This window comes from Pseudomonas sp. GD04015 (assembly GCF_029837675.1).
Classification (GTDB): Bacteria; Pseudomonadota; Gammaproteobacteria; order Pseudomonadales; family Pseudomonadaceae; genus Aquipseudomonas; species Aquipseudomonas paralcaligenes.
The window spans coordinates 70,611-93,968 of the sequence record NZ_JAOEEE010000002.1 but is presented as its reverse complement, the minus strand read 5'-3'; the positions used below and the strand labels follow the sequence as shown (position 1 = coordinate 93,968).

The 23,358-nt window shown below is 65.4% G+C and carries 19 protein-coding genes; 18 read left to right on the top strand and 1 reads right to left on the bottom strand.

What is annotated here, in order from left to right:
• The first annotated feature begins 16 nt into the window (after positions 1-16).
• The 9 genes from N7640_RS02035 to N7640_RS01995 all read left to right on the top strand — a co-directional run bounded on the left by N7640_RS02035 (position 17) and on the right by N7640_RS01995 (position 12,729).
• Positions 17-1,261 carry an HD-GYP domain-containing protein gene (locus tag N7640_RS02035; protein ID WP_279901627.1) on the top strand — a complete coding sequence of 415 codons (1,245 nt, stop codon included), beginning with the start codon at positions 17-19 and terminating at the stop codon, positions 1,259-1,261.
• A 154-nt stretch (positions 1,262-1,415) separates the two neighbouring features.
• Positions 1,416-2,528 carry a hypothetical protein gene (locus N7640_RS02030; RefSeq protein ID WP_279901628.1) on the top strand — a complete coding sequence of 371 codons (1,113 nt, stop codon included), beginning with the start codon at positions 1,416-1,418 and terminating at the stop codon, positions 2,526-2,528.
• 631 nt (positions 2,529-3,159) lie between these two features.
• On the top strand, positions 3,160-6,747 hold the full coding sequence (locus N7640_RS02025; RefSeq protein ID WP_279901629.1) for a DUF2339 domain-containing protein: 3,588 nt from the start codon (positions 3,160-3,162) through the stop codon (positions 6,745-6,747).
• Positions 6,744-8,078, top strand: coding sequence for a DUF3999 domain-containing protein (locus tag N7640_RS02020; RefSeq protein WP_279901630.1), 1,335 nt, complete (start codon positions 6,744-6,746; stop codon positions 8,076-8,078). Before N7640_RS02025 ends, N7640_RS02020 begins: the two co-directional genes overlap by 4 nt.
• Before the next feature lie 91 nt (positions 8,079-8,169).
• Positions 8,170-10,005: an autotransporter domain-containing SGNH/GDSL hydrolase family protein gene (locus N7640_RS02015; RefSeq protein ID WP_279901632.1), complete on the top strand. Its 1,836-nt coding sequence runs from the start codon at positions 8,170-8,172 to the stop codon at positions 10,003-10,005.
• Between the two features lie 150 nt (positions 10,006-10,155).
• Positions 10,156-11,166, top strand: a complete 1,011-nt coding sequence (locus N7640_RS02010; protein WP_279901634.1) for a class 1 fructose-bisphosphatase — start codon at positions 10,156-10,158, stop codon at positions 11,164-11,166.
• Positions 11,167-11,169: 3 nt separating this feature from the next.
• Positions 11,170-11,769: a DUF924 domain-containing protein gene (locus N7640_RS02005; protein ID WP_279901636.1), complete on the top strand. Its 600-nt coding sequence runs from the start codon at positions 11,170-11,172 to the stop codon at positions 11,767-11,769.
• 106 nt (positions 11,770-11,875) lie between these two features.
• Positions 11,876-12,130: an outer membrane protein assembly factor BamE gene (bamE, locus tag N7640_RS02000; RefSeq protein WP_279901637.1), complete on the top strand. Its 255-nt coding sequence runs from the start codon at positions 11,876-11,878 to the stop codon at positions 12,128-12,130.
• A 59-nt stretch (positions 12,131-12,189) separates the two neighbouring features.
• Positions 12,190-12,729 carry a lipocalin family protein gene (locus N7640_RS01995; RefSeq protein WP_279901639.1) on the top strand — a complete coding sequence of 180 codons (540 nt, stop codon included), beginning with the start codon at positions 12,190-12,192 and terminating at the stop codon, positions 12,727-12,729.
• Here N7640_RS01995 and N7640_RS01990 read toward each other — a convergent pair.
• Positions 12,726-13,154 (bottom strand): DUF2141 domain-containing protein, encoded by a 429-nt coding sequence (locus tag N7640_RS01990; RefSeq protein WP_279901641.1) that lies wholly within the window; start codon positions 13,152-13,154, stop codon positions 12,726-12,728. The genes N7640_RS01995 and N7640_RS01990 overlap by 4 nt on opposite strands.
• A 33-nt stretch (positions 13,155-13,187) precedes the next feature.
• Here N7640_RS01990 and N7640_RS01985 point away from each other — a divergent pair, with 33 nt between their 5' ends.
• The 9 genes from N7640_RS01985 to N7640_RS01945 all read left to right on the top strand — a co-directional run bounded on the left by N7640_RS01985 (position 13,188) and on the right by N7640_RS01945 (position 23,220).
• Positions 13,188-14,105, top strand: coding sequence for a dialkylrecorsinol condensing enzyme (locus tag N7640_RS01985; protein WP_279901642.1), 918 nt, complete (start codon positions 13,188-13,190; stop codon positions 14,103-14,105).
• Positions 14,106-14,125: 20 nt separating this feature from the next.
• Positions 14,126-15,283 (top strand): beta-ketoacyl-ACP synthase III, encoded by a 1,158-nt coding sequence (locus N7640_RS01980; protein ID WP_279901643.1) that lies wholly within the window; start codon positions 14,126-14,128, stop codon positions 15,281-15,283.
• Complete coding sequence (locus N7640_RS01975) at positions 15,273-15,680, top strand: hypothetical protein (protein ID WP_279901644.1); 408 nt, start codon at positions 15,273-15,275, stop codon at positions 15,678-15,680. The genes N7640_RS01980 and N7640_RS01975 overlap by 11 nt, the downstream gene beginning before the upstream one ends.
• Positions 15,677-16,690: a BtrH N-terminal domain-containing protein gene (locus N7640_RS01970; protein ID WP_279901645.1), complete on the top strand. Its 1,014-nt coding sequence runs from the start codon at positions 15,677-15,679 to the stop codon at positions 16,688-16,690. The genes N7640_RS01975 and N7640_RS01970 overlap by 4 nt, the downstream gene beginning before the upstream one ends.
• A gap of 109 nt (positions 16,691-16,799) precedes the next feature.
• The gene (locus tag N7640_RS01965) at positions 16,800-16,949 is read left to right on the top strand and encodes a hypothetical protein (protein ID WP_279901646.1); all 150 of its coding nucleotides are present in this window, start codon (positions 16,800-16,802) and stop codon (positions 16,947-16,949) included.
• Positions 16,950-17,111: 162 nt separating this feature from the next.
• A complete protein-coding gene (locus N7640_RS01960; RefSeq protein WP_279901647.1) occupies positions 17,112-18,686 on the top strand; it encodes a DUF6531 domain-containing protein in 1,575 nt (524 codons plus the stop codon).
• Positions 18,687-18,707: 21 nt separating this feature from the next.
• Positions 18,708-20,189, top strand: coding sequence for a DUF6531 domain-containing protein (locus N7640_RS01955; protein WP_279901648.1), 1,482 nt, complete (start codon positions 18,708-18,710; stop codon positions 20,187-20,189).
• Positions 20,190-20,208: 19 nt separating this feature from the next.
• Positions 20,209-22,839 (top strand): RHS repeat-associated core domain-containing protein, encoded by a 2,631-nt coding sequence (locus N7640_RS01950; protein ID WP_279901649.1) that lies wholly within the window; start codon positions 20,209-20,211, stop codon positions 22,837-22,839.
• A 12-nt stretch (positions 22,840-22,851) separates the two neighbouring features.
• A complete protein-coding gene (locus N7640_RS01945) occupies positions 22,852-23,220 on the top strand; it encodes a hypothetical protein (protein ID WP_279901650.1) in 369 nt (122 codons plus the stop codon).
• Positions 23,221-23,358: the final 138 nt, after the last annotated feature.

The window sequence follows — 23,358 nt, the reverse complement described above, 5'->3', positions numbered from 1 at the left end:
CAGCGGTCCATCCATCGTGCTCAAGCGTATTGCCGTCTCCGAGCTGGTGCTCGGTATGTATATCCACGAGTTCTGCGGTTCATGGATGGACCATCCCTTCTGGCGGGGGCGCTTCCTGCTCGACAACGAGCGGGACCTGCAGCGCGTGCTCGACAGCGACGTGAGCGAAGTCTGGATCGACGTGAGTAAGGGCCTCGACGTGCCGGCCGGGCATATCAGCCAGAGCCTCGAGGAAGTCGAGGCGGAGGCCGAGGCGCGCCTGCTGGCCGCCGAGAGCCGCACGCCGCCGGTGCGCACCAGCCTGGATCACGAGGTGCAGCGGGCGCTCAAGCTGTGCGCCCAGTCCAAGGCGGCGGTGGTGCAGATGTTCAGCGACGCCCGCATGGGCCAGGCCATCGTGCTGGAGCACGTGGCCGAGCTGGTGGAGGAAATCTCCGACTCGGTGCTGCGCCACCCCAACGCGCTGATTAGCCTGGCGCGGCTGAAGACCTCCGACGAATACACCTACATGCACTCCGTGGCGGTCTGCGCCCTGATGATCGCCCTGTCGCGGCAGATGGGCCTGCCCGAGGCGCAGGTGCGCGAGGCCGGCGAGGCGGGTCTGCTGCACGACATCGGCAAGATGGCGATCCCCGACGCCATCCTCAACAAGCCGGGCAAGCTCACCGACGTCGAGTTCGGCACCATGCGCCGCCACCCGGAGGCCGGCGCGAAGATGCTGCTGGAGTGCCGCCAGGTCAGCGCGCTGGTGCTCGACGTGTGCCTGCACCACCACGAGAAGTTCGACGGCTCGGGCTACCCGCACCGGCTGGCCGGCGAGCAGATCAGCCTGTTCGCGCGGATGGGCGCCATCTGCGACGTGTACGACGCCATCACCTCGGACCGCCCCTACAAGAAGGGCTGGGACCCGGCCGAGTCGATCCGCAAGATGGCCGAGTGGAAGGGCCACTTCGACCCGCAACTGTTCCAGGCCTTCGTCAAGTCGATGGGCATCTACCCCATCGGCTCGCTGGTGCGCCTGGAGAGCGGCCGCCTCGGCGTGGTGGTCGAGCAGCACGAGAAGTCGCTGCTCACGCCGCGGGTCAAGGTGTTCTTCTCTGCCCGCTCGAAGCTGCCGATCCCCCAGGAAGTGATCGACCTGGCCAGGCTGGCCGGCCGCGACAAGATCGTCGGCCGCGAGTCCGCCGAGGAGTGGGGCCTCAAGAACATCGAAGAGCTGTGGTCGGGCATTCCGACCGGCAAGGGCTCGATCTTCGACTGAGTCTCCGCTTCTTTCCCCACCTTTTTCTGCGCTGGCGAACGCTGGGCGAACGTTGCCCCGGATGATGGCCTGGGCAGGCGGCGCTCTCGTGTCGGGAGAAGCAGCAAAGGGGGGCGTCGCCTGCACTCCACGGCAGACGACACGGTGACGAGGGATGAAGGATCTGAAGTACCAGGCATGGCCCGTGAGCCCCGCGCTGACGGCCCGGCTGCTCGCGGCGGAGCCGGAGTTCGTCGGCCTGGAACGCATCGCCGGCCTGGCCGGCGACGGCTACCTGCGGGTGGCGGCGGTGAGTGCGGACGGCCTGCACGTGGTGGGCATGCTCGCCGACCCGGCGGACGCGCTGAGCATGCGCGCCTTCCTATGGACCCGCGCCAGCGGTCTGCAACAGCTGGGCGGCCTGAACGGCGGGCGCTACTGCTCCGCCGAGGCGATCAGCGCCTACGGCCGGGTGGTGGTCGGAACCGCCGAGGACGGTGACGCCGAAGGCGCCGACCGCGCCTTCCGCTGGACCCGCCAGGGCGGCGTGTTCAGCCTCGGCACGCTCAACTACGGGCGCTATTCCCAGGCCTACGCCTGCAGCGCCGATGGCCTGGTGGTGGTCGGCGATGCTGCCGACGGCGCAGCCGGCCACGCCTGCCGCGGCTTCTACTGGACCTTCGCCACCGGCATGCGCAGCCTCGGTGCGCTCAACGGCGGCCTGACCAGCCACGCCTGCTCGGTCAGCGCCAACGGCCGGGTGATCGCCGGCTACGCCGACGACGGCGAGCGCGACAACGCCCGCCGTGCCGTGCGCTGGACCGAGGCTGAGGGGCTGCGCAACCTCGGCACCCTCAACGGCGGCCACTACGCCATGGCCACCGCGGTCAGCGCCGACGGCCGCGTCATCGTCGGCGTCGCCACCGACGGCCATGCCGGCGAGGCCCTGCGCGCCTTCGTCTGGCGCGAGGAGACCGGCATGCGCGGGCTCGGCGGGCTGAACGGCGGGCTGATCTCCCGCGCCAACGCGGTGAGCGCGGATGGCTCGGTGGTGGTCGGCGTGGCCAGCGACGGCCGCGCGGCCGACGAGGACCGCGGCTTCGTGTGGACCGCCGAGGGCGGCATGCGCACGGTGGAGGCCTGGCTCTACGAACATTCCCTGGCCGCGGCGGCGGTGCCAGTGGTGCAGGCCACCGGGGTCAGCGCCGACGGGCAGATGCTGGTTGGCCAGTTGGAGGGCGAGCGGGCGTTCGTCGCCAGCGTGCGGCCGCGCTGGCCGCTGTTCTGAGTTTCGGGTGCCAGGGAGGGCGCCCACCCTTCGTTCGATTTCCATGGGTCCACAGGGACGTGGCCCACCCTATTCGCTGGGGAGGTGGTTGTGCAGGAGTGGCTGATCGTGGGTGGTCTGGTGGTGGTGTACTGCAGCGGTCTGTATGTGGCGGGCAGGGTTCGCCTACCGGGATGAAAGCGGCGCTTTCAGAACCTGCCTCCGCGGTTATTTCCCCTGGACGGGGCGTAGGGTGCGCCGTGCACACCGATACACCGGCAACTCCAATGTTCGGTCGTAGCCCGGATGAAATCTGGGAGCGGTGTGTATGGAAGCACCGCCTTTCGGCCGGTTATCGCGTGTGTTGATACTTCGGGTTTCAGTACGCTCGGCAATCGATCCGGCAGAAAGTCCCGCCAGGTGCGCACAGCATACCCTACGAAGCGCATGTGCCCGTTCAGCAGCACATGGCGGGTACATGTTTTTTTCATGTCCTCGAACGTGGGATGCGCGCCCCGGCAACCATACGCAAGCGAAACGTTGTGCCCATGCACCAGTTAGCCAACGTCATCACTGGGTAGCGTCCGGTGCGCCGATATACTCGGTGGCTCCTCGGTGAAGCATTTCGCCTCAACGGCTCGGGAAATACTGCATGCAATGGATTTTCATGCTGGTCGGCCTGGTGCTCGGCGCACTGGTCGGAGAATCGGTGACCTCGGCCCTGCTCGGTGGGTTGATTGGCCTGGGGCTGGGCCAGGCGCTGCGGCTGCAGCAGCTGGCTGCGGAGAACGCCGGGCTGCGCCGCGAGCTGAAGGGCTTCGCCGAGCGTTTCGAGCACGGCACCACGGCCCTGTACGAGCGGCTGGTGAAGCTGGAAAGCGGCCGGCCGGCGGAGGCGATCCCCGAGGCGCCTCCGGCTTCCGAGACGCCGCCCGTGGTCGAAGCCGCGCCGCCTGAGCCGGAGATCGCGCCCGAGCCCATGCCGGACGAACTGGTCTGGGAGCTGCCGGAGCTGCCGCAAGCGACACCGGCGGCCCCGGCCGCCATCGAAGCCGCGCTGCCTGCCGTTCACGTTCCCACGCCGCCGCCGACTCCTCCGCGCCGTCCCGAGCCCCGTCCCGCGAAGCCGCGCGAGCCGTCGCCCATCGAGCGCGGCATCGCCCTGGCCAAGGCCTGGCTGCTGGGCGGCAACACCGTGCTGCGGATCGGCGTGGTGCTGCTGTTCCTCGGCCTGGCCTTCCTCCTGCGCTACGCCACCGAGGGCATGGAAGTGCCGGTGGCGCTGCGCTACGCGGGCGTGGCGGCGAGCGCCATCGCCCTGCTGGGCCTGGGCTGGTGGTTGCGTCGGCGCAACCCGAACTACGGCCTGATGCTGCAGGGAACCGGCATCGCCGTGCTGTACCTGACGGTGTTCGCCGCCATGCGCCTGCACCCGCTGCTCGACCCGAAGATGGCCCTGGGCCTGCTGGTGCTGGTCACCGCCTTCTCGGCCATCCTGGCGGTGGCGCAGAATGCCCTGGGCCTGGCGGTGGCGGCGGCCCTCGGCGGCTTCGCCGCGCCGATCCTCACCTCCACCGGTAGCGGCAACCACGTGGCGCTGTTCTCCTACTTCGTCCTGCTCAACGCCGGCATCCTCGCCATCGCCTGGTTCAAGGCCTGGCGCCTGCTCAACCTGGTCGGCTTCGTCGGCACCTTCGGCATCGGCTTCGCCTGGGGTTTGCGCTCCTACACGCCGGAATTGTTGTGGAGCACCGAGCCGTTCCTGGTGCTGTTCTTCCTGATGTATGTGGTCATCGGCCTGCTGTTCGCCCGGCGCAAGCTGCGTGAGGCGGCCGACGCGCCGGAGGGCCGCGACGAGCTGCTGCGCTGGTCGCGCGGGCGTGCCGACTACATCGACGGCACCGTGCTGTTCGGCCCGCCGCTGGTGGGCTTCGGCCTGCAGTACGCGGTGGTCCAGCACATCGAGCTGGCCGCCGCCTTCAGCGCCCTGGCCCTCGGCCTGTTCTACCTGGGTCTGGCGCGCCTGCTGCGCGGGCGCAACGTGTTGCTGCTGACGGAAACCTGCCTGGCCCTGGGCGTGGTGTTCGGCACCCTGGCGATCCCGCTGGGTCTCGATGTGCGCTGGACCTCCGCCGCCTGGGCGGTGGAGGGCGCCGGCATCTACTGGCTGGGCCTGCGCCAGGGCCGGCCGCTGGCCCGCGCCTTCGCGCTGCTGTTGCAGGTCGGCGCGGCGCTGGCCTTCCTCGGACAGCTGGACATCGGCCGCGACACCCTGCTGGACGGCGCACCGCTGGGGGCGCTGATGCTCGGCGTGGCGCTGCTGTTCACCGGGTGGCAGCTGCGCCGTGCGCCTGTCGAGGCCAGCCGCGACTGGGAGCGTGCAGGGCTGCCCTGGCTGGCGGTGGCGGGGCTTTCCTTCCTCTATCTGATCGCGCCGCTGTGCCTGGGGGCCGAGGGCACGGCCATCGCCTGGGCGCTGGCCGGTCTGGCGACCCTGTTCGCCGGCCTGCGCCTGCAGGCGCGCAGCTTCCTGTTCACCGCCTTCGCCGTGCAGCTGCTGGGCGGGTGCGTGTTCCTCGTGCAGATGCAGGGCGGCGGCCTGGGTGATTCCGGCGCGCTGCATTCCGGCTGGCGCGGCCTGCTGGTGTGTTCGCTGATCGGCCTGGCGCTGGTGGCCGGCATGCTGATCGCCGTGCGCGACCGGCTGGTGAGCCAGGACGTGCGGCTGATGCGCGGCCTGTCGCTGGTCATGCTGGTCGGCCTGCTGTTCGTCAATCTGGCCGTGCTGTTCGTGCTGCCCTGGCGCAGCGCTGCGGCGGTCTGGGCCGGCAGCGGTTTGCTGATCATCTGGCTCAGCCTGCGCCTGCAACTACGTGCCAGCTTCCTGTTCGGCCTGCTGCTGCAGGTGGTCGGCGGCGTCGCCTTCCTGGCCGCCAGCCCGCTGCTGCTCGGCCAGCTGCCGAGCGAGGGGCTGCGGCCGCTGGCCCATGCCGGCTTCTGGGCGCCGCTGGTGCTGGCGCTGGCCGCCCAGGTCGGCGCCTGGCGCCTGCGCCACGTGCTGCTGCGCCAGCAGGCCGGGGCGCTGGGCAGCCTGAGCCTGCAACGCCTGTCCCAGCTGCTGCTGGCCTGGGGCGCCGGCTGGTGGGCGCTGGCCCTGGCCAGCGAGGTGCTGCGCTTCGTCGACCCCGCGTGGCAGGGCGCCGCGCTGCTCGCCCTGGCCGCGCTCAGCACGGGGCTGTGGAGCTGGCTGGCCGGGCGCCTGCGCTGGCGTTCCCTGGCGCTGCTCTGCCTGCTGCTGGTGCCGGCGGCGGTGGTCATCCTGCTGCACCTGGCGCATCGTACCTATCATCCGGCGGCCGGCTTCGGCTGGCTCGGCTGGGGCCTGGTGTTCGCCGCCCACCTGTGGTCGTTGCGCCGCCTGGACGGCCTGCTGCCGGCCGGCCCGCGCAGCGCCGCCCATGTGCTCGGCTGCTGGCTGGTGCTCGGCGTGCTGGCGCTGGAGCTGCGCTACGGGCTGATGCTGCTGGCCGAGCACTACAACGCCTGGCGCTGGCTGGGCTGGGCCATGCTGCCGAGCCTGTTCCTCCTGGCGATGGCCGCGCCGCGCGCCTGGCCCTGGCCGGTGGCCGCCTACGAACGCGAGTACCGGGTGCTGGCCGCGGCGCCGCTGGCGGCGCTGATGCTCGGCTGGATCTGGCTGGCCAACGTCGCCAGCGACGGCAGCGCCGAACCGCTGCCCTACCTGCCGCTGTTCAACCCGCTGGAGCTGGGTATGTTGCTGGTGCTGCTGGCGGTCTACGCCTGGCTGCGCCGTGGCCTGCCGCAGCTGGGGCTGGCCGCGCACGGCGAGCGCATCGCCCAGGCCGTGGTCGGCGCCACGTTGTTCGCCGTGCTCACTGCCGCCGTGTTCCGCGCGGCGCATCACTGGGGCGGCGTGCCCTACGAGCTGGACGCGCTGCTCGACTCGATGCTGGTGCAGGCCGGACTGTCCATCGTCTGGACCCTGATCGCCCTGCCGCTGATGATCCTCGGCCACCTGCGCGCCCGCCGCGAGCTGTGGCTGCTGGGCGCGGCGCTGATCGCCGTGGTGGTGGCCAAGCTGTTCTTCGTCGAGTTGGGCAACCGCGGCGGCCTGGAGCGCATCGTCTCCTTCATCGGCGTCGGCGTGCTGCTGCTGGTGGTCGGCTACTTCGCCCCGTTGCCGCCCCGCAAGACCGAATCCCCACAGGTGACCTCATGAACAAGTCCATCCTCTGCCTGCTCGCCCTGCTGGCGACGCCCTGGCTCCAGGCCGCCCAGACCACCCAGGTGCCGCTGCGCCTGGAGGGCGAGGGGCCCTGGTACCGGCTGGAGGTGCCGTTCGGCCTGCAACTGGCCGCCAGCCACGCCGACCTGCGCGACCTGCGGGTGCTCAACGCCGAGGGCGAGGAGCTGGCCTACGCACTGACCCTGGGCAGCGCCCGCGCCGAAGAGAAGCGCGTCGAGGCGGCGGTGAAGTGGTTCCCCCTGCGCGGGCCGGCCGATGCCCAGGCGGCGCCGGCCATCCGCGTGCAGCGCGGCACCACCGGCACCCTGGTGGAGGTGGCGCCGGAGCCGGCCGGGGAGGGCGAGCAGGTGCTGCGTGGCTGGCTGCTGGACGCCAGCGCCTTCGACCAGCCCCTGCACCGCCTGCGGCTGGACTGGAGTACCGAGCAGGAGGGCTTCCAGCGCTTTTCCATCGAGGCCAGTGACGACCTGCAGCACTGGCGGCCCTGGGACGACGGACAGATCGCCCGCCTGAGCTTCGCCGACGAGCGCGTCGAGCAGCGCGAGGTGCCGCTGCCGGGGGCCAAGGCCCGCTACCTGCGCCTGCTCTGGCAGGCCCCGCGACAGGCGCCGGCGCTGCTCGACGCGCGTCTGGTGAGCATCGAGCGGCGCGACCAGGGGCCGGCGCTGGCCTGGTCCGCGCCGCTGACGCCGGCCTCGGCCAAGGCCGGTGAATACAGCTGGGAACTGCCGCTGGCGCTGCCCCTGAAACGCATCCGCGTGGAGCTGCCGGCGGGTAACGTGCTGGCCCCGGTCAGCCTGGCGGCGCGGCGCGCCGGCACGCTGGAGTGGCAGCCCCTGGCGGCCGGCCTGCTCTATCGCCTGCCGGAGAACGGCAAGGAGGAACTGCGCGACGAGATCGAGCTGCCCGGCGTGCCGGTGCAGCAGCTGCGCCTGCGGGTCGATGCCCGCGGCGGCGGGCTCGGCCAGGAGGCTCCGGTCCTGCGCGTGGCGCTGAACGGGACCCAGGTGGTGTTCCTCGCCCGGGGCTCCGAGCCGTACCGGCTGGCCGTCGGCGACGCCTCGGCGCGCTCGGCGGCGCTGCCGCTGGGCACGCTGATTCCCGGCTACGAGCCCGGCCGCCTGGCCAGCCTGGGAACCGCCATCGCCCCGGACACGGCGCCGGCCCCTGAGCGGGCGACCGCCAGCCAGCCGGCGTACGACTGGCAGCGCCTCGGCCTGTGGGGCGTGCTGCTGGCCGGCGTCGCCCTGCTGGGCGGCATGGCCTTCAGCCTGTTGCGCAAGCCGGAGGCGGGGGATCGCTAGAGGTCTGCGCGTATGTGGTGAATTGCGACGCAAATCACGCTAGAGTCAGGGAGGTGCCAACCGGTCGAACAACAACGATAAGGATTTTCCGATGAAGCGCATCCTGACTCCCCTGGCCGCCGCATGCCTGCTGGCCGGTGCTTCCCTCTCGCTGCACGCGTCTCCCTATTCTTCCCTGGTCGTGTTCGGTGACAGCCTGAGCGATGCCGGCTGGAGCGCCGATAGCGACGGCCCGGACGGCGCCACCACGCGCTTCACCAACCGCACCGGCCCGACCTACCTGCCGGGCGAAGCCTTCGGCCCGGTCGCGCCGATGATCCTGGGTGAGCGGCTGGGCCTCGACGACGCCGGCCTCGCCTCGGCGAACGCCGGTGGCAACAACTGGGCGGTAGGTGGCTACCGCACCGACCAGATTCTCGACTCGATCAACAGCGCCGACGGCTACCTCGCCTCCGTTGGCGGACGTGCCGACCCGAACGCGCTGTACTACCTGACCGGCGGCGGCAACGACTTCCTCCAGTTCCGCGTGACCAGCCCGGAGACGGCCCAGGCCGCGGCCGGGCGCCTGGTCGACAGCCTGCAGACCCTGCAGCAGTCCGGCGCCCGCTACATCATGGTCTGGCTGCTGCCGGACGTGGGCAAGACGCCGGCCATCTCCACCACGCCGCTGGCGGAGACCGTCTCCCAGCTCGGCCTGGCCTACAACGACGAGCTGGTCCGCCTGCTGCCGACGGTGGATGCGCAGGTGATCCCGCTGAACGTGCCGTTGATGCTCTCGGAAGTGCTGGCCAACCCCGGGCAGTACGGCCTGGCGACCGACCAGAACCTGATCGGCACCTGCTTCGACGGCTGCTCCACGCCGAACCCGGTCTACGGCCTGAACGGCACCAATCCCGACCCGACCAAGCTGCTGTTCAACGATGGCGTGCACCCCACCATCGCCGGCCAACTGCTGATCGCCGACTACGCCCATTCCCTGCTGGCCGCCCCCTGGGAGGTCAGCCTGCTGCCGGAAATGGCCCACGGCACCCTGCGTTCCCACCAGGACCAGCTGCGCGCCCAGTGGCTGGCGGACTGGGAAGCCTGGCAGGCGGTCGGCCAGGTGCGCACCTTCATCAACGCCGGCGGCCAGCGGCAGAACTACGACATCCATGGCGGCGACGCCGACGGCAACGGCTACAGCCTCAACCTCGGCGCCAGCTACCGTCTCGACGATGCCTGGCGCATCGGCCTGGCGGCGGGGCTCTACGAGCAGGGCCTGGAGGTCGGCGCCGGCGATTCCGACTACGACCTGCGCAGCTACCTCGCCACCGCCTTCGCCCAGTACCAGCACAACCGCTGGTGGGGCGAGCTGGCCGCCAGCGTCGGCTACCTGGACTACCACGACCTCGACCGCCAGTTCGCCCTGGGCACCTCCACCCGCCGCGAGAAGGCCGACACCGACGGCGACCTGTGGAGCCTGAGCGCCCGGGTCGGCTACGACATTGCCCAGAGCACCGACAGTCCCTGGCACCTCAGCCCGTTCGTCAGCGCCGACTATGCGCGGGTCGAGGTGGACGGCTACGCCGAGGACGGCCTGAGCGCCACCGCGCTGAACTTCGGCGACCAGAAACGCACCTCCAAGCGCCTCGGCGTCGGCCTGCAGGGCCTGTTCGACCTGAGCCAGCAGACCCGCCTGTTCGGCGAACTGGCGCTGGAGCGCGAGTACGAGGACGACGCCGGCGACGTGGACATGTCCCTGCGCAGCCTGCCGACCATCGGCTACACCCTGGAAGGCTACACGCCAGACGACAAGACCTGGCGCGCCAGCTTCGGCGTCAGCCACCAGATCGCGCAGGGCCTGGCGGTGCGCGGCGCCTACACCTACCGCGACGCCGACGACAGCGACCAGCATGGCGTCAACCTGTCGCTTTCCTGGGACCTGTAAGCGCTCTATCCCGCGGCCCCGCAACGGGGCCGCGTTCTTGAACTTCCCCCGTGTCGCCATCCTCTCATCTGCTGTCGGGCACGGCAGAGGCGCCCGAGCCCGCAAAGGGTTAAACTGCCGCCGATTTTTCCACGCCTCCGGAGCCCCTCCATGTCGCGCGTCACCCTCAGCCGCTACCTCATCGAACAGACCCGCAGTCACAACACGCCGGCCGACCTGCGCTTCCTCATCGAGGTGGTGGCGCGTGCCTGCAAGGAAATCAGCCACGCCGTCTCCAAGGGCGCGCTCGGCGGCGTGCTTGGCAGCATGGATACCGAGAACGTCCAGGGCGAGGTGCAGAAGAAGCTCGACGTGATCTCCAACGAGATCCTGCTGGAGGCCAACGAGTGGGGCGGCCACCTGGCCGGCATGGCTTCCGAGGAGATGGACAACGCCTACCAGATTCCCGGCAAGTACCCGAAGGGCGCCTACCTGCTGGTGTTCGACCCGCTGGACGGCTCCAGCAACATCGACGTCAACGTTTCGGTCGGCACCATCTTCTCCGTGCTGCGCTGCCCGGACCAGCACCTGAGCCAGAACGACAGCCTCAACGAGCAGGCCTTCCTGCAGCCGGGCACCCAGCAGGTCGCCGCCGGCTACGCCATCTACGGCCCGCAGACCATGCTGCTGCTGACCCTGGGCGATGGCGTCAAGGGCTTCACCCTGGACCGCGAGCTGGGCAGCTTCGTGCTCACCCACGACAACATCCGCGTGCCGGAGAGCACCGCCGAGTTCGCCATCAATATGTCCAACCAGCGCCACTGGGAAGCCCCGGTCAAGCAATACGTGGACGAGCTGCTGGCCGGCAAGGAAGGCCCGCTGGGCAAGAACTACAACATGCGCTGGATCGCCTCCATGGTGGCCGACGTGCACCGCATCCTCACCCGCGGCGGCCTGTTCATGTACCCGCGCGACGCCCGCGAGCCGGAGAAGCCGGGCAAGCTGCGCCTGATGTACGAGGCCAACCCCATGTCCTTCATCATCGAGCAGGCCGGCGGCGCCGCCACCAACGGCCACCAGCGCATCCTCGACATCCAGCCGGACTCCCTGCACCAGCGCGTGGCGGTATTCCTCGGCTCGAAGGAAGAAGTCGAGCGCGTCACCGGTTATCACAAGGCCTGAGCCATGAGCGCCTGGCAGCCGCTGCTGGACTGGTGGTTCGGCGACGCCGCGAGCGCCGGCGAGGTGGCGGCCCGGCGCAATGGACTGTGGTTCGGCTACCGCCCCGAGCAGGATGAGGAAGCCCGCCTTCGCTTCGGCGACCTCTGCGCCGAGGCGCTGGCCGGCGGCCTGCGGGACTGGACCGGGCAGGCGCAGGGCCGGCTGGCGCTGATCCTGCTGCTGGACCAGCTGCCGCGCATGATCCACCGCGGCACCCCGCAGGCCTTCGCCGGCGACGAGCGGGCCAGGGTGCTGCTGCGCGAAGGCCTGGCCCAGGGCTTCGACGCCGAGCTGGCTCCCATCCAGCGGGTGTTCGCCTACCTGGTGCTGGAGCACGCCGAGGACCTCGCCCTGCAGGACCAGGCCGTCGCCCGCTTCACCGCCCTGCGCGACCAGGCGCCGGCCAGCGAGCGCGAACTGTTCAGCAACTACCTGGACTTCGCCGAGCGCCACCGCGAGGTGATCCGCCGCTTCGGCCGCTTCCCCCACCGCAACGCGATCCTCGGTCGCCCGTCCACGCCCGAGGAATTGGCCTTCCTCGAACAACCGGGTTCGCGCTTCTGACGCGGCGCAAGCGCGAACTGTGAACCGTCGCGGAGGCCGGAGGGGCGCAATCGGACGCATCCTGTGGCAAGCTCGGCGGCAGTCTGGTCCGTTCTGGAGTCACCTCATGTCGCTGCGCCACTACGCCGTACTCGCCGCCTGTGTCCTGCTCGCCGCCTGCAGCAAGATCAACCAGGAAAACTATTCCAAGCTCAAGGCCGGCATGGCCAAGAGCGAAGTGGAGAACCTGCTCGGCAGCCCCACCGAATGCTCGGGGGCCATCGGCCTGACCAGCTGCACCTGGGGCGACGAGAAGAGCTTCATCAGCGTCCAGTTCGCCGCCGACAAGGTGGTGATCTTCTCCGGCCAGGGGCTCAAGTAACTTTCCCGCTCCTTCGGCGGCGTCCGCGGTCGAATCCGCATACGCCGAAGGAGAACCCCATGCGCGCCATCCTGTTTCCGCTGCTGTTTCTAGTCCTGGCCGGCTGCGCCGGCTCCGGCACCCCGGACGGCCCGCCGCGCACGGCCGGCGCGGTGGACCTGCAACGCTACCAGGGCACCTGGTACGAACTGGCGCGCCTGCCGATGTTCTTCCAGCGCGCCTGCGTCGCTTCCGAGGCGCACTACCGCCTGCGCGAAGACGGCGCGGTGGCGGTGACCAACCGCTGCCGCACCGCGGAGGGTACGTGGAAGGAGGCGCGCGGCGAGGCGACGCTGCAACGGCCGGAGCGGACGGACAAACTGTGGGTGCGCTTCGACAACTGGTTCGGCAACCTCTTCCCGACCCTGTCCAGGGGCGACTACTGGGTGCTCTACCTCGACGCCGACTACAGCGTCGCCCTGGTGGGGAATCCCGACCGCGACTACCTGTGGTTGCTGTCGCGAACGCCGCAGGTCTCGTCCGAGACGCGCGAGCGCCTGCTGGCCGAGGCCCGCGCGCGTGGCTACGACACCTCGGAGCTGATCTGGCGCGCCGACTAGCGCTTGCTGCGCAGTTTCACCGTGATCCGCGTATCGCCGCTGCCATGCTCGAACAGGCAGCGCAGCGGCGTCGGCTGGCCGTTCACCAGGGACGGATTGGTCGAGAAGCCCACTGGCTCCCGTGGCACGCCGCGCCGGCTGAGCGCCAGCTGGCCGTCGCCGTCCAGGTCTTGGAACAGTTGCACGGCGTAGCGCCCGGGCGGCAGGTCGCGCAGCCGCAGCTCGGCCTCGCCGCCCTGGATCAGGTGCAGCACGCGGGTGTCCCAGTCCGGCTGGTCGGCGAGCACCAGGGCCAGGTGCACAGGGGCATCGCCCTGGCGGCCCTCAACGTCGATCAGGATGTCCCCGGCGACGGCCTGTGAACTGACGAACAGTAGGGCCAGAAGGCGCGGCCAGGTTACGGTTTGAAGAATTCGCTGTGGCATAATTCGACCCATTTTGCAGGGAATCGGCAGCGGATGCGTCAGGTTTTGGTAGTCCACTTCTCACAAACCGGCCAACTGGATCGCCTGGTCCGGTCGGTATGCGCGCCGCTGGAGAAAACCGCCGGCGTGCAGGTGGACTATTTGGAGCTGCAACCGGAGCGCCCCTTTCCCTTTCCCTGGCCCTTCCTGGGCTTCTTCCGCATCTTTCCCGAGACGGTGCTGATGCGCCCCCAGCCGTTGCAACCACTGCGGGTGGACGCGGACAAGCGCTATGACTTGGTGATCCTCGCCTACCAGGTCTGGTTCCTCTCGCCGTCGCTGCCGGTGACCAGCTTCCTCGCCTCGCCGGAGGCGGCCCGGTTGCTCCGCGACACGCCGGTGGTGACCCTGATCGGCTGCCGCAACATGTGGCTGATGGCCCAGGAAAAGGTCAAGGCGCGCCTCGCCCAGTTGGGTGCGCGGCTGGTGGACAACATCGCCCTGACCGATGCCTGCGGCACCGCCGCGAGCTTCCTGGCCACCCCGCTGTGGATGTTCACCGGCCGGCAGAAACCCTACTCCTGGGTGCCGCGCGCCGGCATCGAGGACGGCGAGATCGCCGCCGCCAGCCGCTTCGGCGAGGCCATGGCGCAGCGCCTGACCACCGACGCGACGCCCATCACCGAACCCATGCTCAAGGGCCTCGGCGCCGTGCGCGTCGACGAGAAGCTGATCGGCAGCGAGAAGGTCGGCAACCGCAGCTTCCAGCTGTGGAGCCGCCTGCTCTCGGCCCTCGGCCCCCAGCAGAGCGTCCGCCGTGGCGCCGGCCTGGTGTTCTACATCGTCTTCCTGATCTGCCTGATCATCACCGTGGTGCCGCTCGGCGCCCTGCTCAAGAAACTGCTGGCTCCGCTGTCCAGGGATCGGACTCTGCGTGAAAAGGCCTACTTCGCCGGTCCGTCCGGCGAGTGAAGTGACCCGAGGAATTCAACGTGGCCAATCCCGTCTTCATCAATCGCATCAGCGCCTACCTGCCCTTCGATCCGGTCGACAACGAACAGATGGAGGAGCGCCTCGGCCTGGTCGGCGGGCGTCCGTCGCGGGCGCGCCGCCTGGTGCTCAAGCGCAACGGCATCCAGAACCGGCACTACGTGATCGACCCGGCTAGCGGTGAGCCGGCGATGAACAACGCGCAGATCAGCGCCGCGGCTATCCGCGGGCTGGCCGGACCGGGCTTCGAGCTGGACGCGCTGGACTGCCTGGTGGCCAGCACCTCATCCCCCGACCAGACCATGCCCGGCCACGCGGTGATGGTGCACGGTGAACTGGGCAGCCCGCCCGGCGAAGTGGTGACCACCGCCGGCATCTGCCTGTGCGGCATGACCGCGCTGAAATACGCCTGGCTCAGCGTGGCCAGCGGCGAGAGCCGTAACGCCGTGGCCTGCGGCTCGGAAGTCGCCTCCACTCTGATGCAGGCGCGCAACTTCGACGCCGAGTACGAGCGCCGCGCCGGCGAGCTGGAGAACCACCCGGAGATCGCCTTCGAGAAGGACTTCCTGCGCTGGATGCTCTCCGACGGTGCCGGCGCCGTCTGGCTGCAAGGGCAACCCAACCCGAGCGGGCTGAGCCTGCGCATCGACTGGATCGACATCCTCTCCTTCGCCGACCAGATGCCGCCGTGTATGTACGCCGGCGCCGAGATGGAAGAGGGCGCGCTGACCGGCTGGAGCCGCTTCGACGCCGACGAGCGCAGCCGCCGCTCGGTGATGGCGATCAAGCAGGACGTCAAGCTGCTCAACGACAACATCGTGCGCATCACCGTGGTCGAGGCGCTCAAGCGCATCCTGCGCAAGCGCGAACTGCGCGCCGCCGACATCGACCACTTCCTGCCGCACTACTCCTCCGAATTCTTCCGCGAGCGCCTGGCCGAGGGCCTGGCCGAGGCCGACCTGCCGATCCCCCAGGAGCGCTGGTTCACCAACCTGACCAGCAAGGGCAACACCGGTGCGGCCTCGATCTTCATCATCCTCGAGGAACTGTTCAACGGCGGCCGCCTGCGCCGTGGCGAGCGCCTGCTCTGCTACGTGCCGGAGAGCGGCCGTTTCTCCAGCGCGTTCATGCATCTGACGGTGGTCGGCGATGAAGCTTGACGAAGTGCCCCAGGACCACAGCTCCACCTACGGTGGCCACAGCAAGCTGGTCTACGCGGTGGACGAACAGGGCCACTACCAACGCGCGCAGAGCGACGGCTGGGAGACCGAGGCCTACGCCACCCAACTGGCGGTGGCCGAGCTGGAAGCCCAGGAAGCCGAGGCCGAGGCGGCCTGGCGACGTGGCGAGGCGTCGCCGCTGAAGTGCCTGATGTACCGCTACCGCCTGGACGAGCCGGCGCTGGCGCAGATCACCGGCCTCTGGCAGTGGCGCATCCGCCGCCACTTCCGCCCGGCCGTCTACCGGCGCCTGAACGCCGCCATCCTCGCCCGATACGCCGAAGCCTTCGGCCTGCCGGTGGAACAACTGATCGGCTACCAGAAGGACCCAGCATGAGCAGCTTCGAACCGCTTTTCCAGCACCGCCAGAGTGCCCACTGCGAAAGCGGGGTGATGGCCAGCCTGCTGACCCACGCCGGCCTGCCGATGAGCGAGCCGATGGCCTTCGGCCTGGCCTCGGGCCTGGCCTTCGCCTACCTGCCCATCGTCAAGCTCGGCGGCATGCCGCTGATCGCCTACCGCATGCCGCCCCGGCACCTGATCAAGACCCTGAGCAAGCGCCTCGGCGCGCGCCTGCACAGCCGCACCTTCGGCAACCCGGAAGAGGGCCGCCGCGCCCTCGACGCGCTGCTCGACCAGGGCCGCCTGGCCGGTCTGCAAAGCTCGGTGTTCTGGCTGCCGTACTTCCCGCCGGAAATGCGCTTCCACTTCAACGCCCACAACCTGCTGGCCTACGGCCGCGACGGCGACGAATACCTGATCAGCGACCCGGTGTTCGAAGAACCGGTGCGCTGCGCCAGCGCCGACCTGCAGAAGGCGCGCTTCGCCAAGGGCGCGCTGGCGGCCAAGGGCCTGATGTACTGGCTCGACGACGTGCCCCGGGAGCAGGACTGGGACAAACTCATCCGCCAGGCCGTGCTGGCCACCACCCGCATCCTCGACGGTATGCCGCTGCCCTGGATCGGCATCCGCGGCATCCGCCACCTGGCCACCCAGGTGGAAAAGCTCGACCCCGCCCAGACCAAGTACAACCGCCTCTACCTCACCCACATCGTGCGCATGCAGGAAGAAATCGGCACCGGCGGCGCCGGCTTCCGCTTCATGTACGCCAGCTTCCTGCAGGAAGCCGGCGAGAAGCTCGGCGCCCCCGACCTGGCCGAAGCCTCGGCCCGCCTCACCGCCATCGGCGACGACTGGCGCCAGTTCGCCTCCGCCTGCGTGCGCGCCAGCCGCAGCAAGGGCGAAACCCCGGACTTCCGCCCTATCGCCGAACGCCTGCGTGGCATCGCCGGGCAGGAGCGGGTGTTGATGAAGGAGTTGGGGGCTTGGAGCAAGCGTAAGGGCTGATCAGTGGCTAAGGGTTGGCATTTCATGCCGCCTCGGCATGGTAGGAGCATACAAGTGGGATACTCGCAAAGCTGAATGAGATGCCCATGCTTCGCATAACGAAAAATTTATGGAGCAGTACGGCAGTATTGCTGGTTATTTCGGCTCGGCCCTGTACGAAAAGTGTCTGCGCATCGGTGATGCTGCGTTAAAAACAGTCTCAGAGTGCTCATTTACAGCACGTAAGCTCCGCTTCTTCGCCTGTTTTTGCCTTGCCTGACCTTCGCTCGACGACTTTTCGTACAGAGCCTAGGAGGCCATATCGTTGAGATACACTAATTATCGAATAGGCCTGTCAATACTTGAGATGGTGTGTCAGTCGCGGATAAGGGTTTAATAGAAAGACACGTGTTTTAATGCTTTGTTGTGACAGGGAGTCAATATGAAATATAAAAGTGCTGATGTTGGTAATGGTGGTGGCTTTTGGGGGGGCGGTTGCGAGGGAGAGGAGAGTTTTTTATATAGAGAAATGGGTAGGGCTTTGCGCTTGTTTCTTGTTCTTGCGATCCTATTTATCTTGCCCTTGGGTGCGAGTGCCAAACAAATGCTTTGGAGTCATTTTGTTGCACCTAGTCGCTGGACTGACCCTAGCCCAGAAAATCTTTGTCGGAGGGTCGGTAGTGTTAATTATAATGGTTGGATTATACGCCTCGAGAAGGTTTTCATCAGTCCATCACATTTCTCTCAAAGCAAAGCGTCATGTTCGGTTAGAACTCATAAAAAACCAGATTCTGTTTATCTGCGGTTCAATCTTTACTTGGTCGGGGGGGAGTGCCTTGAAGGAGAGGTACTGAATACCGTTACAGGTATGTGCGAGCCTGACCCCGATGTGGGAAACAAGGGAAATGGTCCTTCCCCCTGCATGTTCAACCCCATTGATGTCTCTACCGGGGAAAAGCTGGAGAGTGGCGTTGACCTAGCGGGGGCGGGCCTGCCGGTTGCCCGTTACTACAGCAGCCGAAGCGGGCTATGGCGCCACCAGTTTTCGCACAGGTTGCAGAAGTCCGGAAATAGAATCTGGATCAGGCAACCCAGTGGAAGTGATGTGAGCTTCCTTGTCGAAGAAGGTGAGTCATCAGTCGCTAATCATCTTGGCAAGTTGTCGATCTCCGAGTCGGGTTATGTTTATATCGCTCGTGCAGGTGATATATATGATTTCGATGCACTGGGGAATCTGTTGAAAATACAGCCCCCACATGGCTTGCCATTTATAATTTATCGCCACCTCAATGGTAAGTTGAAAGTTAGTCAGGGCGACAGATATGTCGATATGGAGCAGGATGCCAATGGCCAGCCAATCAAAGTGAGTTCCTCGGCGGGGGATACCATCGAGTACTCTTACGCGCCGGGTCTCATTGCCAATAAGCTGATCAAAGTCGAGGTTACGCGAGGTGGAGTAGAAGAGGTTACGGAGTTCCTGTATGAAAATGCAGCGTTCCCCAGTGCGCTGACAGGGATGGTAGATCCACGAGGGGTGCGGTATGCGACTTGGCACTACGATTCTCAAGGGCGGGCCATCTCCAGCGAGCATGCCGGTCAGGCGGACAGGGGAGAGATCGCTTACAACCAGGATGGCACCGTGTCGGTAACCAATGAGCTTGGAAAAGTGGCAGTCTATCAACTCCAAACCATTGGAGGTGTGCGACACATTACATCGATCCAGGGAGAGCCCTCAGCCAATTGCCCGAGTAGCAATTCTAGTTTCACCTACGATAATCGAGGTCTGCTCAAGACCAGGACCGACAACAAGGGCATCCTGACTACTTACTTCTACAACGACCATGGCTTGGAGGTTTCTCGTACCGAAGCCGCTGGCACCCCGCAGGCGCGCACCGTCACCACAGAGTGGCATCCCTCGTTGTTTCTGCCCGTGGTAGTCACCGAACCCAGTCGCATCATCCGTTACCAGTACGACAACCAGGGAAGGCAGCTCAGCCGCACCATCGAAGCACGCTGATTACAGAGGGAATTGACTTAAATGGAGTTTCGCACATTGTTTTCTGGAATGAGAATAAGTGGGGCTTTTTACGTTGCGTTGGTCTGCATGGTATGTCTTCCGAATAAGGCTTTATCCGAGTCTTATTATTGGAAGTTCTTTAATCTAGGCAGTGGCTTCCCGGTAAAGGGTAATCCTAAAGATGCTTGTATATCGGGAAAAAATGCCGCATGGACCTATAGCAAGATAGAGTTTATGGCCGAGTATCGAGTGGCTTGCTACTTCTCTTACTTGGGGGTGGAACATCAATATTACACTGCTGAGCGTGGGGGGAAGTCCTGCCCTCCTGGAACCAGCTACAATCCGTCTATAGGAGAGTGCAATAATGATAGCGATAAAGGCCCGCCCGACTCTTGCCCAAGTCCAATTGCAGGCAATCCCATTAATTTTTCTGTTGGCAACAAGTTTCAAACTGAAAGCGACTATTCAGGTGGCAATTCTGCACTGAAATTTACTCGTAGCTTCAACAGTCTCGATGGGCTCTGGCGTCATGAGTTCTCTACCCATCTGCGCTTTGCTGGTACGCAATACGTCTCAGTAGTCATGCACCATGGCCGCGAATCCTTCTTCACGGTCAGCGGTGCTGCCGTTACACCGACTTCCGCCGATCTGGGTGTATTGAGCAAAACAGCCAGCGGCTGGCAATTCGTCTCAATCGATAACGAGCGTTTCACCTTCGATACTCTCGGCAAGCTCACCCAGTGGAGTAATACCCATGGAGCTGTTCGGCTGCTTGTTTATTCGGGGAGTCAAGTCATCGTCACCGACAACCTCGGCAATAGCCTGACCTTTACAGAAGACGCCGATCATCAACCGCTGACCCTGACCGCCCCCGGTGTGCAGATTTCCTATGGATACGACGCCAATAAGCGCCTTGCCTCGGTGACCCGCACGGTTGGCGGTCAAACTTTCCAACGCCAGTTCCACTATGAGGTGGCGGGTAAGCCGAATCTGCTGACCGGCATCACGGATGAACGTGGTATCCGCTATGCCACCTGGAACTACGACGACCAGGGGCGTGCTATTTCCAGCGAGCATGCAGGCGGTGCGGATCGGGTGACAATGGCTTACAACAGCGACGGCACCGTATCGGTGACCAACGAGCTGGGCAAGGTGGCGCAGTACAGCTTCCAGACTATCAAGGGCGTGCGTCGCATCACCGCTATCGAGGGGGAACCCTCGGCCAACTGTCCCAACAGTAACTCCAGCTTCACCTACGATAGTCGCGGTCTGCTCAAGACCAAGACCGATAACAAGGGCACCCTGACCACATACAGCTACAACGCTCGTGGCCTCGAAAGCTCTCGCACCGAGGCTGCCGGCACCCCGCAGGCCCGCACTATCACTACAGAGTGGCATCCCACGATGTTCCTGCCGTTGGTGGTGACCGAGCCTAAACGCATCATTCGTTACCAGTACGACAACCAGGGAAGGCAGCTCAGCCGTACCGTCGAAGCACGCTGATTACAGAAGGAACTGATCGATGAAGATTTCACATCGCGCGAGCCTGCTGGCGCTTGCGCTGGTTTCTGCGCTCGGCCTACCGGTGGCCCAGGCCGCGGAAAGCAGCTGGAGCTACACCTACAACCCATTCGGCCAGGTAGAAACCGCCGACGGCCCACGCACCGACGTCAACGATGTCACGACCTACAGCTACGACAGCCAGGGTCGTCTCACCCAGGTCACCAATGCCCTGGGACATATCACCCAGCTGTACGACTTCGACAGCTACGGCAATCCCCAGACCGTGGTCGACGCCAATAACGTCACCACCAGCCTGACCTATACACCCCAAGGCTGGCTGGCCTCGGCGAGCGTAGCGGGTAGCACGACCAGCTTCGAGCACGATGCCGTCGGCCAGATCACCAAGGTCACCCGTGGCGACGGCAGCTGGCTGGAATACACCTGGGACGGCGCGCGACGGCTCACACGGATCACCAACAACCTGGGCGAGTCGGTGGAGTACGACTACGACGCCATGGGCAACCGGACCGCCCAGCGCCTGAAGGATGCCTCCAGCACGCTGACCCAGCAGCAGACCTGGGTCTATGACGAACTGGGGCGCCTGCTGCGCTCCATCGGAGCTGCCGGGCAGACCCGCCAGTATGGCTACGACCTCAACGACAACCCGACCCTCAGCAAGACGCCCCGGCAGCACAGCACCACCAGCAGCTACGATGCCCTTGATCGACTGGTTTCCAGCACCGATCCCCGCAACGGCAATACCGCCCTTGCCTACGATGCCCAGGACAACCTGACCAGGGTCACAGACCCGCGGGGCGTCATCACTCAATACGAGTACGACGGCTTGGGCAACCTGACGAAAGTCATCAGCCCCGACAGCGGAACCACCACCTACACCCATGATACTGCCGGCAATGTCACCAGCAAGACCGACGCTCGCGGCGTTGTCACCACCTACAGCTACGATGCCCTGAATCGCCTCACGGGCAGGCAGTACCCTGCCTCGCCAGCGCTCAACGTCCAGTACCACTACGACATGACGGCCGAGGGCAACCACGGCATCGGGCGCCTCACCGCGATACAGGATGCCAGCGGGGTGCTCGGCTACTTCTACGATGCTCGCGGCAACCTCGTGGAGCAGATTCGCTCGGTCGAAGTGGCTGGCACCGACACCTATGAAGCCCTGGAGTACGGCTACGATGCCGCAGGGCAGCTGACACACGTTGTCTATCCGGCTGGCTTCGCGGTGACGTATCAGCGCAATGGCGCAGGCCAGGTCAGCGACATAAGCATCCTCCAAGGCCAGGAATCGCCGGTAGCCTTCGCTACGGGATTGGCGTACACCCCCTTCGGGCCGCTGAAGAGCCTGACGTGGGCCAACGGCCTCACCCTTTCGCGCACCTACGATCAGGACTACCGCCTCACTCAGCAGAGTGTGGGGCCCTGGCAGGCCAACTATGGCTATGACGCCAATAGCAATATCGAAAGCCTGCAAAGCGGCTTGTTTGGCGACCTGTTCTACAGCTATGACGAGCTGGATCGCCTGACCCAGGAGGAACAGGCCAACCTGCGGCAGCAGTACACCTACGATGCCGTCGGCAACCGTACCAGCAAGACGGTCACCCATCTCGGCAGCACACCCACCAGTACGACCACCACGCTGGGCTATGCCACGAACAGCAATCGGCTGACCCAGATAGGTAACCAGGCCGTCACCAGCGATGCCGCCGGCAACCTGACCAAGGACAGAGCTTCTAGAGAACTCCAGTACGACGCCCAGGGGCGCCTGTCCAGGGTGAAGATTGGCAACGATGTCGTCGCCGAATACCGCTACAACGCCCTCGGTCAGCGTACTCACAAGATCACCAGCATCGCGGTGGTGACCTTCCTCTACGGCCCCGATGGCCAGCTGCTTGGGGAAACCCGCTACAACAGCGCCGGCACCAGGCTGAGCAGCCAGTACTACCTGTGGCTGGACAGCATGCCCATCGGTGGCCAGGCCTTGAACTACGCCCCGAATGGGAGTGTGAGCAGCCGAACCACCTTCTACCTGCATGCCGACCACCTGAACAGTCCGCGGCTGGCAACCAACCAGGCAGGCCAGGAAATCTGGCGCTGGAAGTCCGATGCCTTTGGCGAGGGTGTCGCCAGCGTCGTGCAGGGCAGCGGTATCGATGCCATCAACCTGCGTTTCCCGGGGCAGTACTACGACTTCGAAAGTGGGCTGCACTACAACTACTTCCGCGATTACGACCCGCAGACTGGGCGCTATGTCGAGAGTGATCCCATTGGACTGGCTGGCGGGATAAATACCTTCGGGTATGTGGATGGCAATCCTATAAGGTGGATGGATCTTAATGGCCTATCTAAGACACAAGATCCCCGTAATGGAAATGATCCAATCTTGCTGGATCTAAAAGATGCAGCTCGAAGAAATGACCGAGAGGCAATATCGAAAATTGAGCAAGACGCAAGAAATGGTGGATATGGAGAGCTCTCTAAGGAAAGATCGAATAATGTTAAGGCGTGGTGCAAGCTAGCCAAGGATGGGAGGTTGCTAAGGATGTTTATGGGTGGAGCCATTGTTAATGCTTTATCTCCAAGCGCTCAAAGAGCTTGTCAAATTGATCCAGAAAGTGACGCTTGTTAAAGTCGAGGGAATATGGCTCGTTACGCAGCAAGCATTTTATTTGTATTTAATAATCTTGGGAGTCCTTCGCTAAAAAAAATATGCGAAAGGAAAATATTCTTAATTAGTGCTAAAGATGCAGAGGGCGCTTATCTAAGCGCTACTCTAAAGGGGGAGGCAGAGGAGTTTTCATTCTCTGATGGGGGTGACGTAGTGCATTATATCTTCCTCGGTGTGTCTGAGCTTATTTCCCTCGAAAATGAAGATGACGATGTTGTATGGGCAGTCTATGAGGAAAAACTCAAGCCATTGGAAAGAATTGAAAAAATAATCCCTCCTAAACAGAGACTAAAAGCATTCGATACCTTTAACAAAAAAGGAAAAATGAAGCTACTAAGATAGTTCTGATTGGATCAGATGAGGTGCCTCAAACTAGGAATCTGGTTTCCACTGCTCCCTTTCTGGTTCCAGCCTCAATAGCTACTCGATATACAGCCGCTCTTGAGCCAAACAGCGCGGCAGAAACTGCAGACACTGCTT

Bases quoted from the DNA above. Each gene is read 5' to 3' on its own strand.
- N7640_RS02030 (WP_279901628.1), top strand. From the start codon at position 1,416: ATGAAGGATCTGAAGTACCAGGCATGGCCCGTGAGCCCCGCGCTGACG.
- N7640_RS02025 (WP_279901629.1), top strand. From the start codon at position 3,160: ATGCAATGGATTTTCATGCTGGTCGGCCTGGTGCTCGGCGCACTGGTC.
- N7640_RS02020 (WP_279901630.1), top strand. From the start codon at position 6,744: ATGAACAAGTCCATCCTCTGCCTGCTCGCCCTGCTGGCGACGCCCTGG.
- N7640_RS02015 (WP_279901632.1), top strand. From the start codon at position 8,170: ATGAAGCGCATCCTGACTCCCCTGGCCGCCGCATGCCTGCTGGCCGGT.
- N7640_RS02010 (WP_279901634.1), top strand. From the start codon at position 10,156: ATGTCGCGCGTCACCCTCAGCCGCTACCTCATCGAACAGACCCGCAGT.
- N7640_RS02005 (WP_279901636.1), top strand. From the start codon at position 11,170: ATGAGCGCCTGGCAGCCGCTGCTGGACTGGTGGTTCGGCGACGCCGCG.
- bamE (WP_279901637.1), top strand. From the start codon at position 11,876: ATGTCGCTGCGCCACTACGCCGTACTCGCCGCCTGTGTCCTGCTCGCC.
- N7640_RS01995 (WP_279901639.1), top strand. From the start codon at position 12,190: ATGCGCGCCATCCTGTTTCCGCTGCTGTTTCTAGTCCTGGCCGGCTGC.
- N7640_RS01990 (WP_279901641.1), bottom strand. From the start codon at position 13,154: ATGCCACAGCGAATTCTTCAAACCGTAACCTGGCCGCGCCTTCTGGCC.
- N7640_RS01985 (WP_279901642.1), top strand. From the start codon at position 13,188: ATGCGTCAGGTTTTGGTAGTCCACTTCTCACAAACCGGCCAACTGGAT.
- N7640_RS01975 (WP_279901644.1), top strand. From the start codon at position 15,273: ATGAAGCTTGACGAAGTGCCCCAGGACCACAGCTCCACCTACGGTGGC.
- N7640_RS01970 (WP_279901645.1), top strand. From the start codon at position 15,677: ATGAGCAGCTTCGAACCGCTTTTCCAGCACCGCCAGAGTGCCCACTGC.
- N7640_RS01965 (WP_279901646.1), top strand. From the start codon at position 16,800: ATGGAGCAGTACGGCAGTATTGCTGGTTATTTCGGCTCGGCCCTGTAC.
- N7640_RS01960 (WP_279901647.1), top strand. From the start codon at position 17,112: ATGAAATATAAAAGTGCTGATGTTGGTAATGGTGGTGGCTTTTGGGGG.
- N7640_RS01955 (WP_279901648.1), top strand. From the start codon at position 18,708: ATGGAGTTTCGCACATTGTTTTCTGGAATGAGAATAAGTGGGGCTTTT.
- N7640_RS01950 (WP_279901649.1), top strand. From the start codon at position 20,209: ATGAAGATTTCACATCGCGCGAGCCTGCTGGCGCTTGCGCTGGTTTCT.
- N7640_RS01945 (WP_279901650.1), top strand. From the start codon at position 22,852: ATGGCTCGTTACGCAGCAAGCATTTTATTTGTATTTAATAATCTTGGG.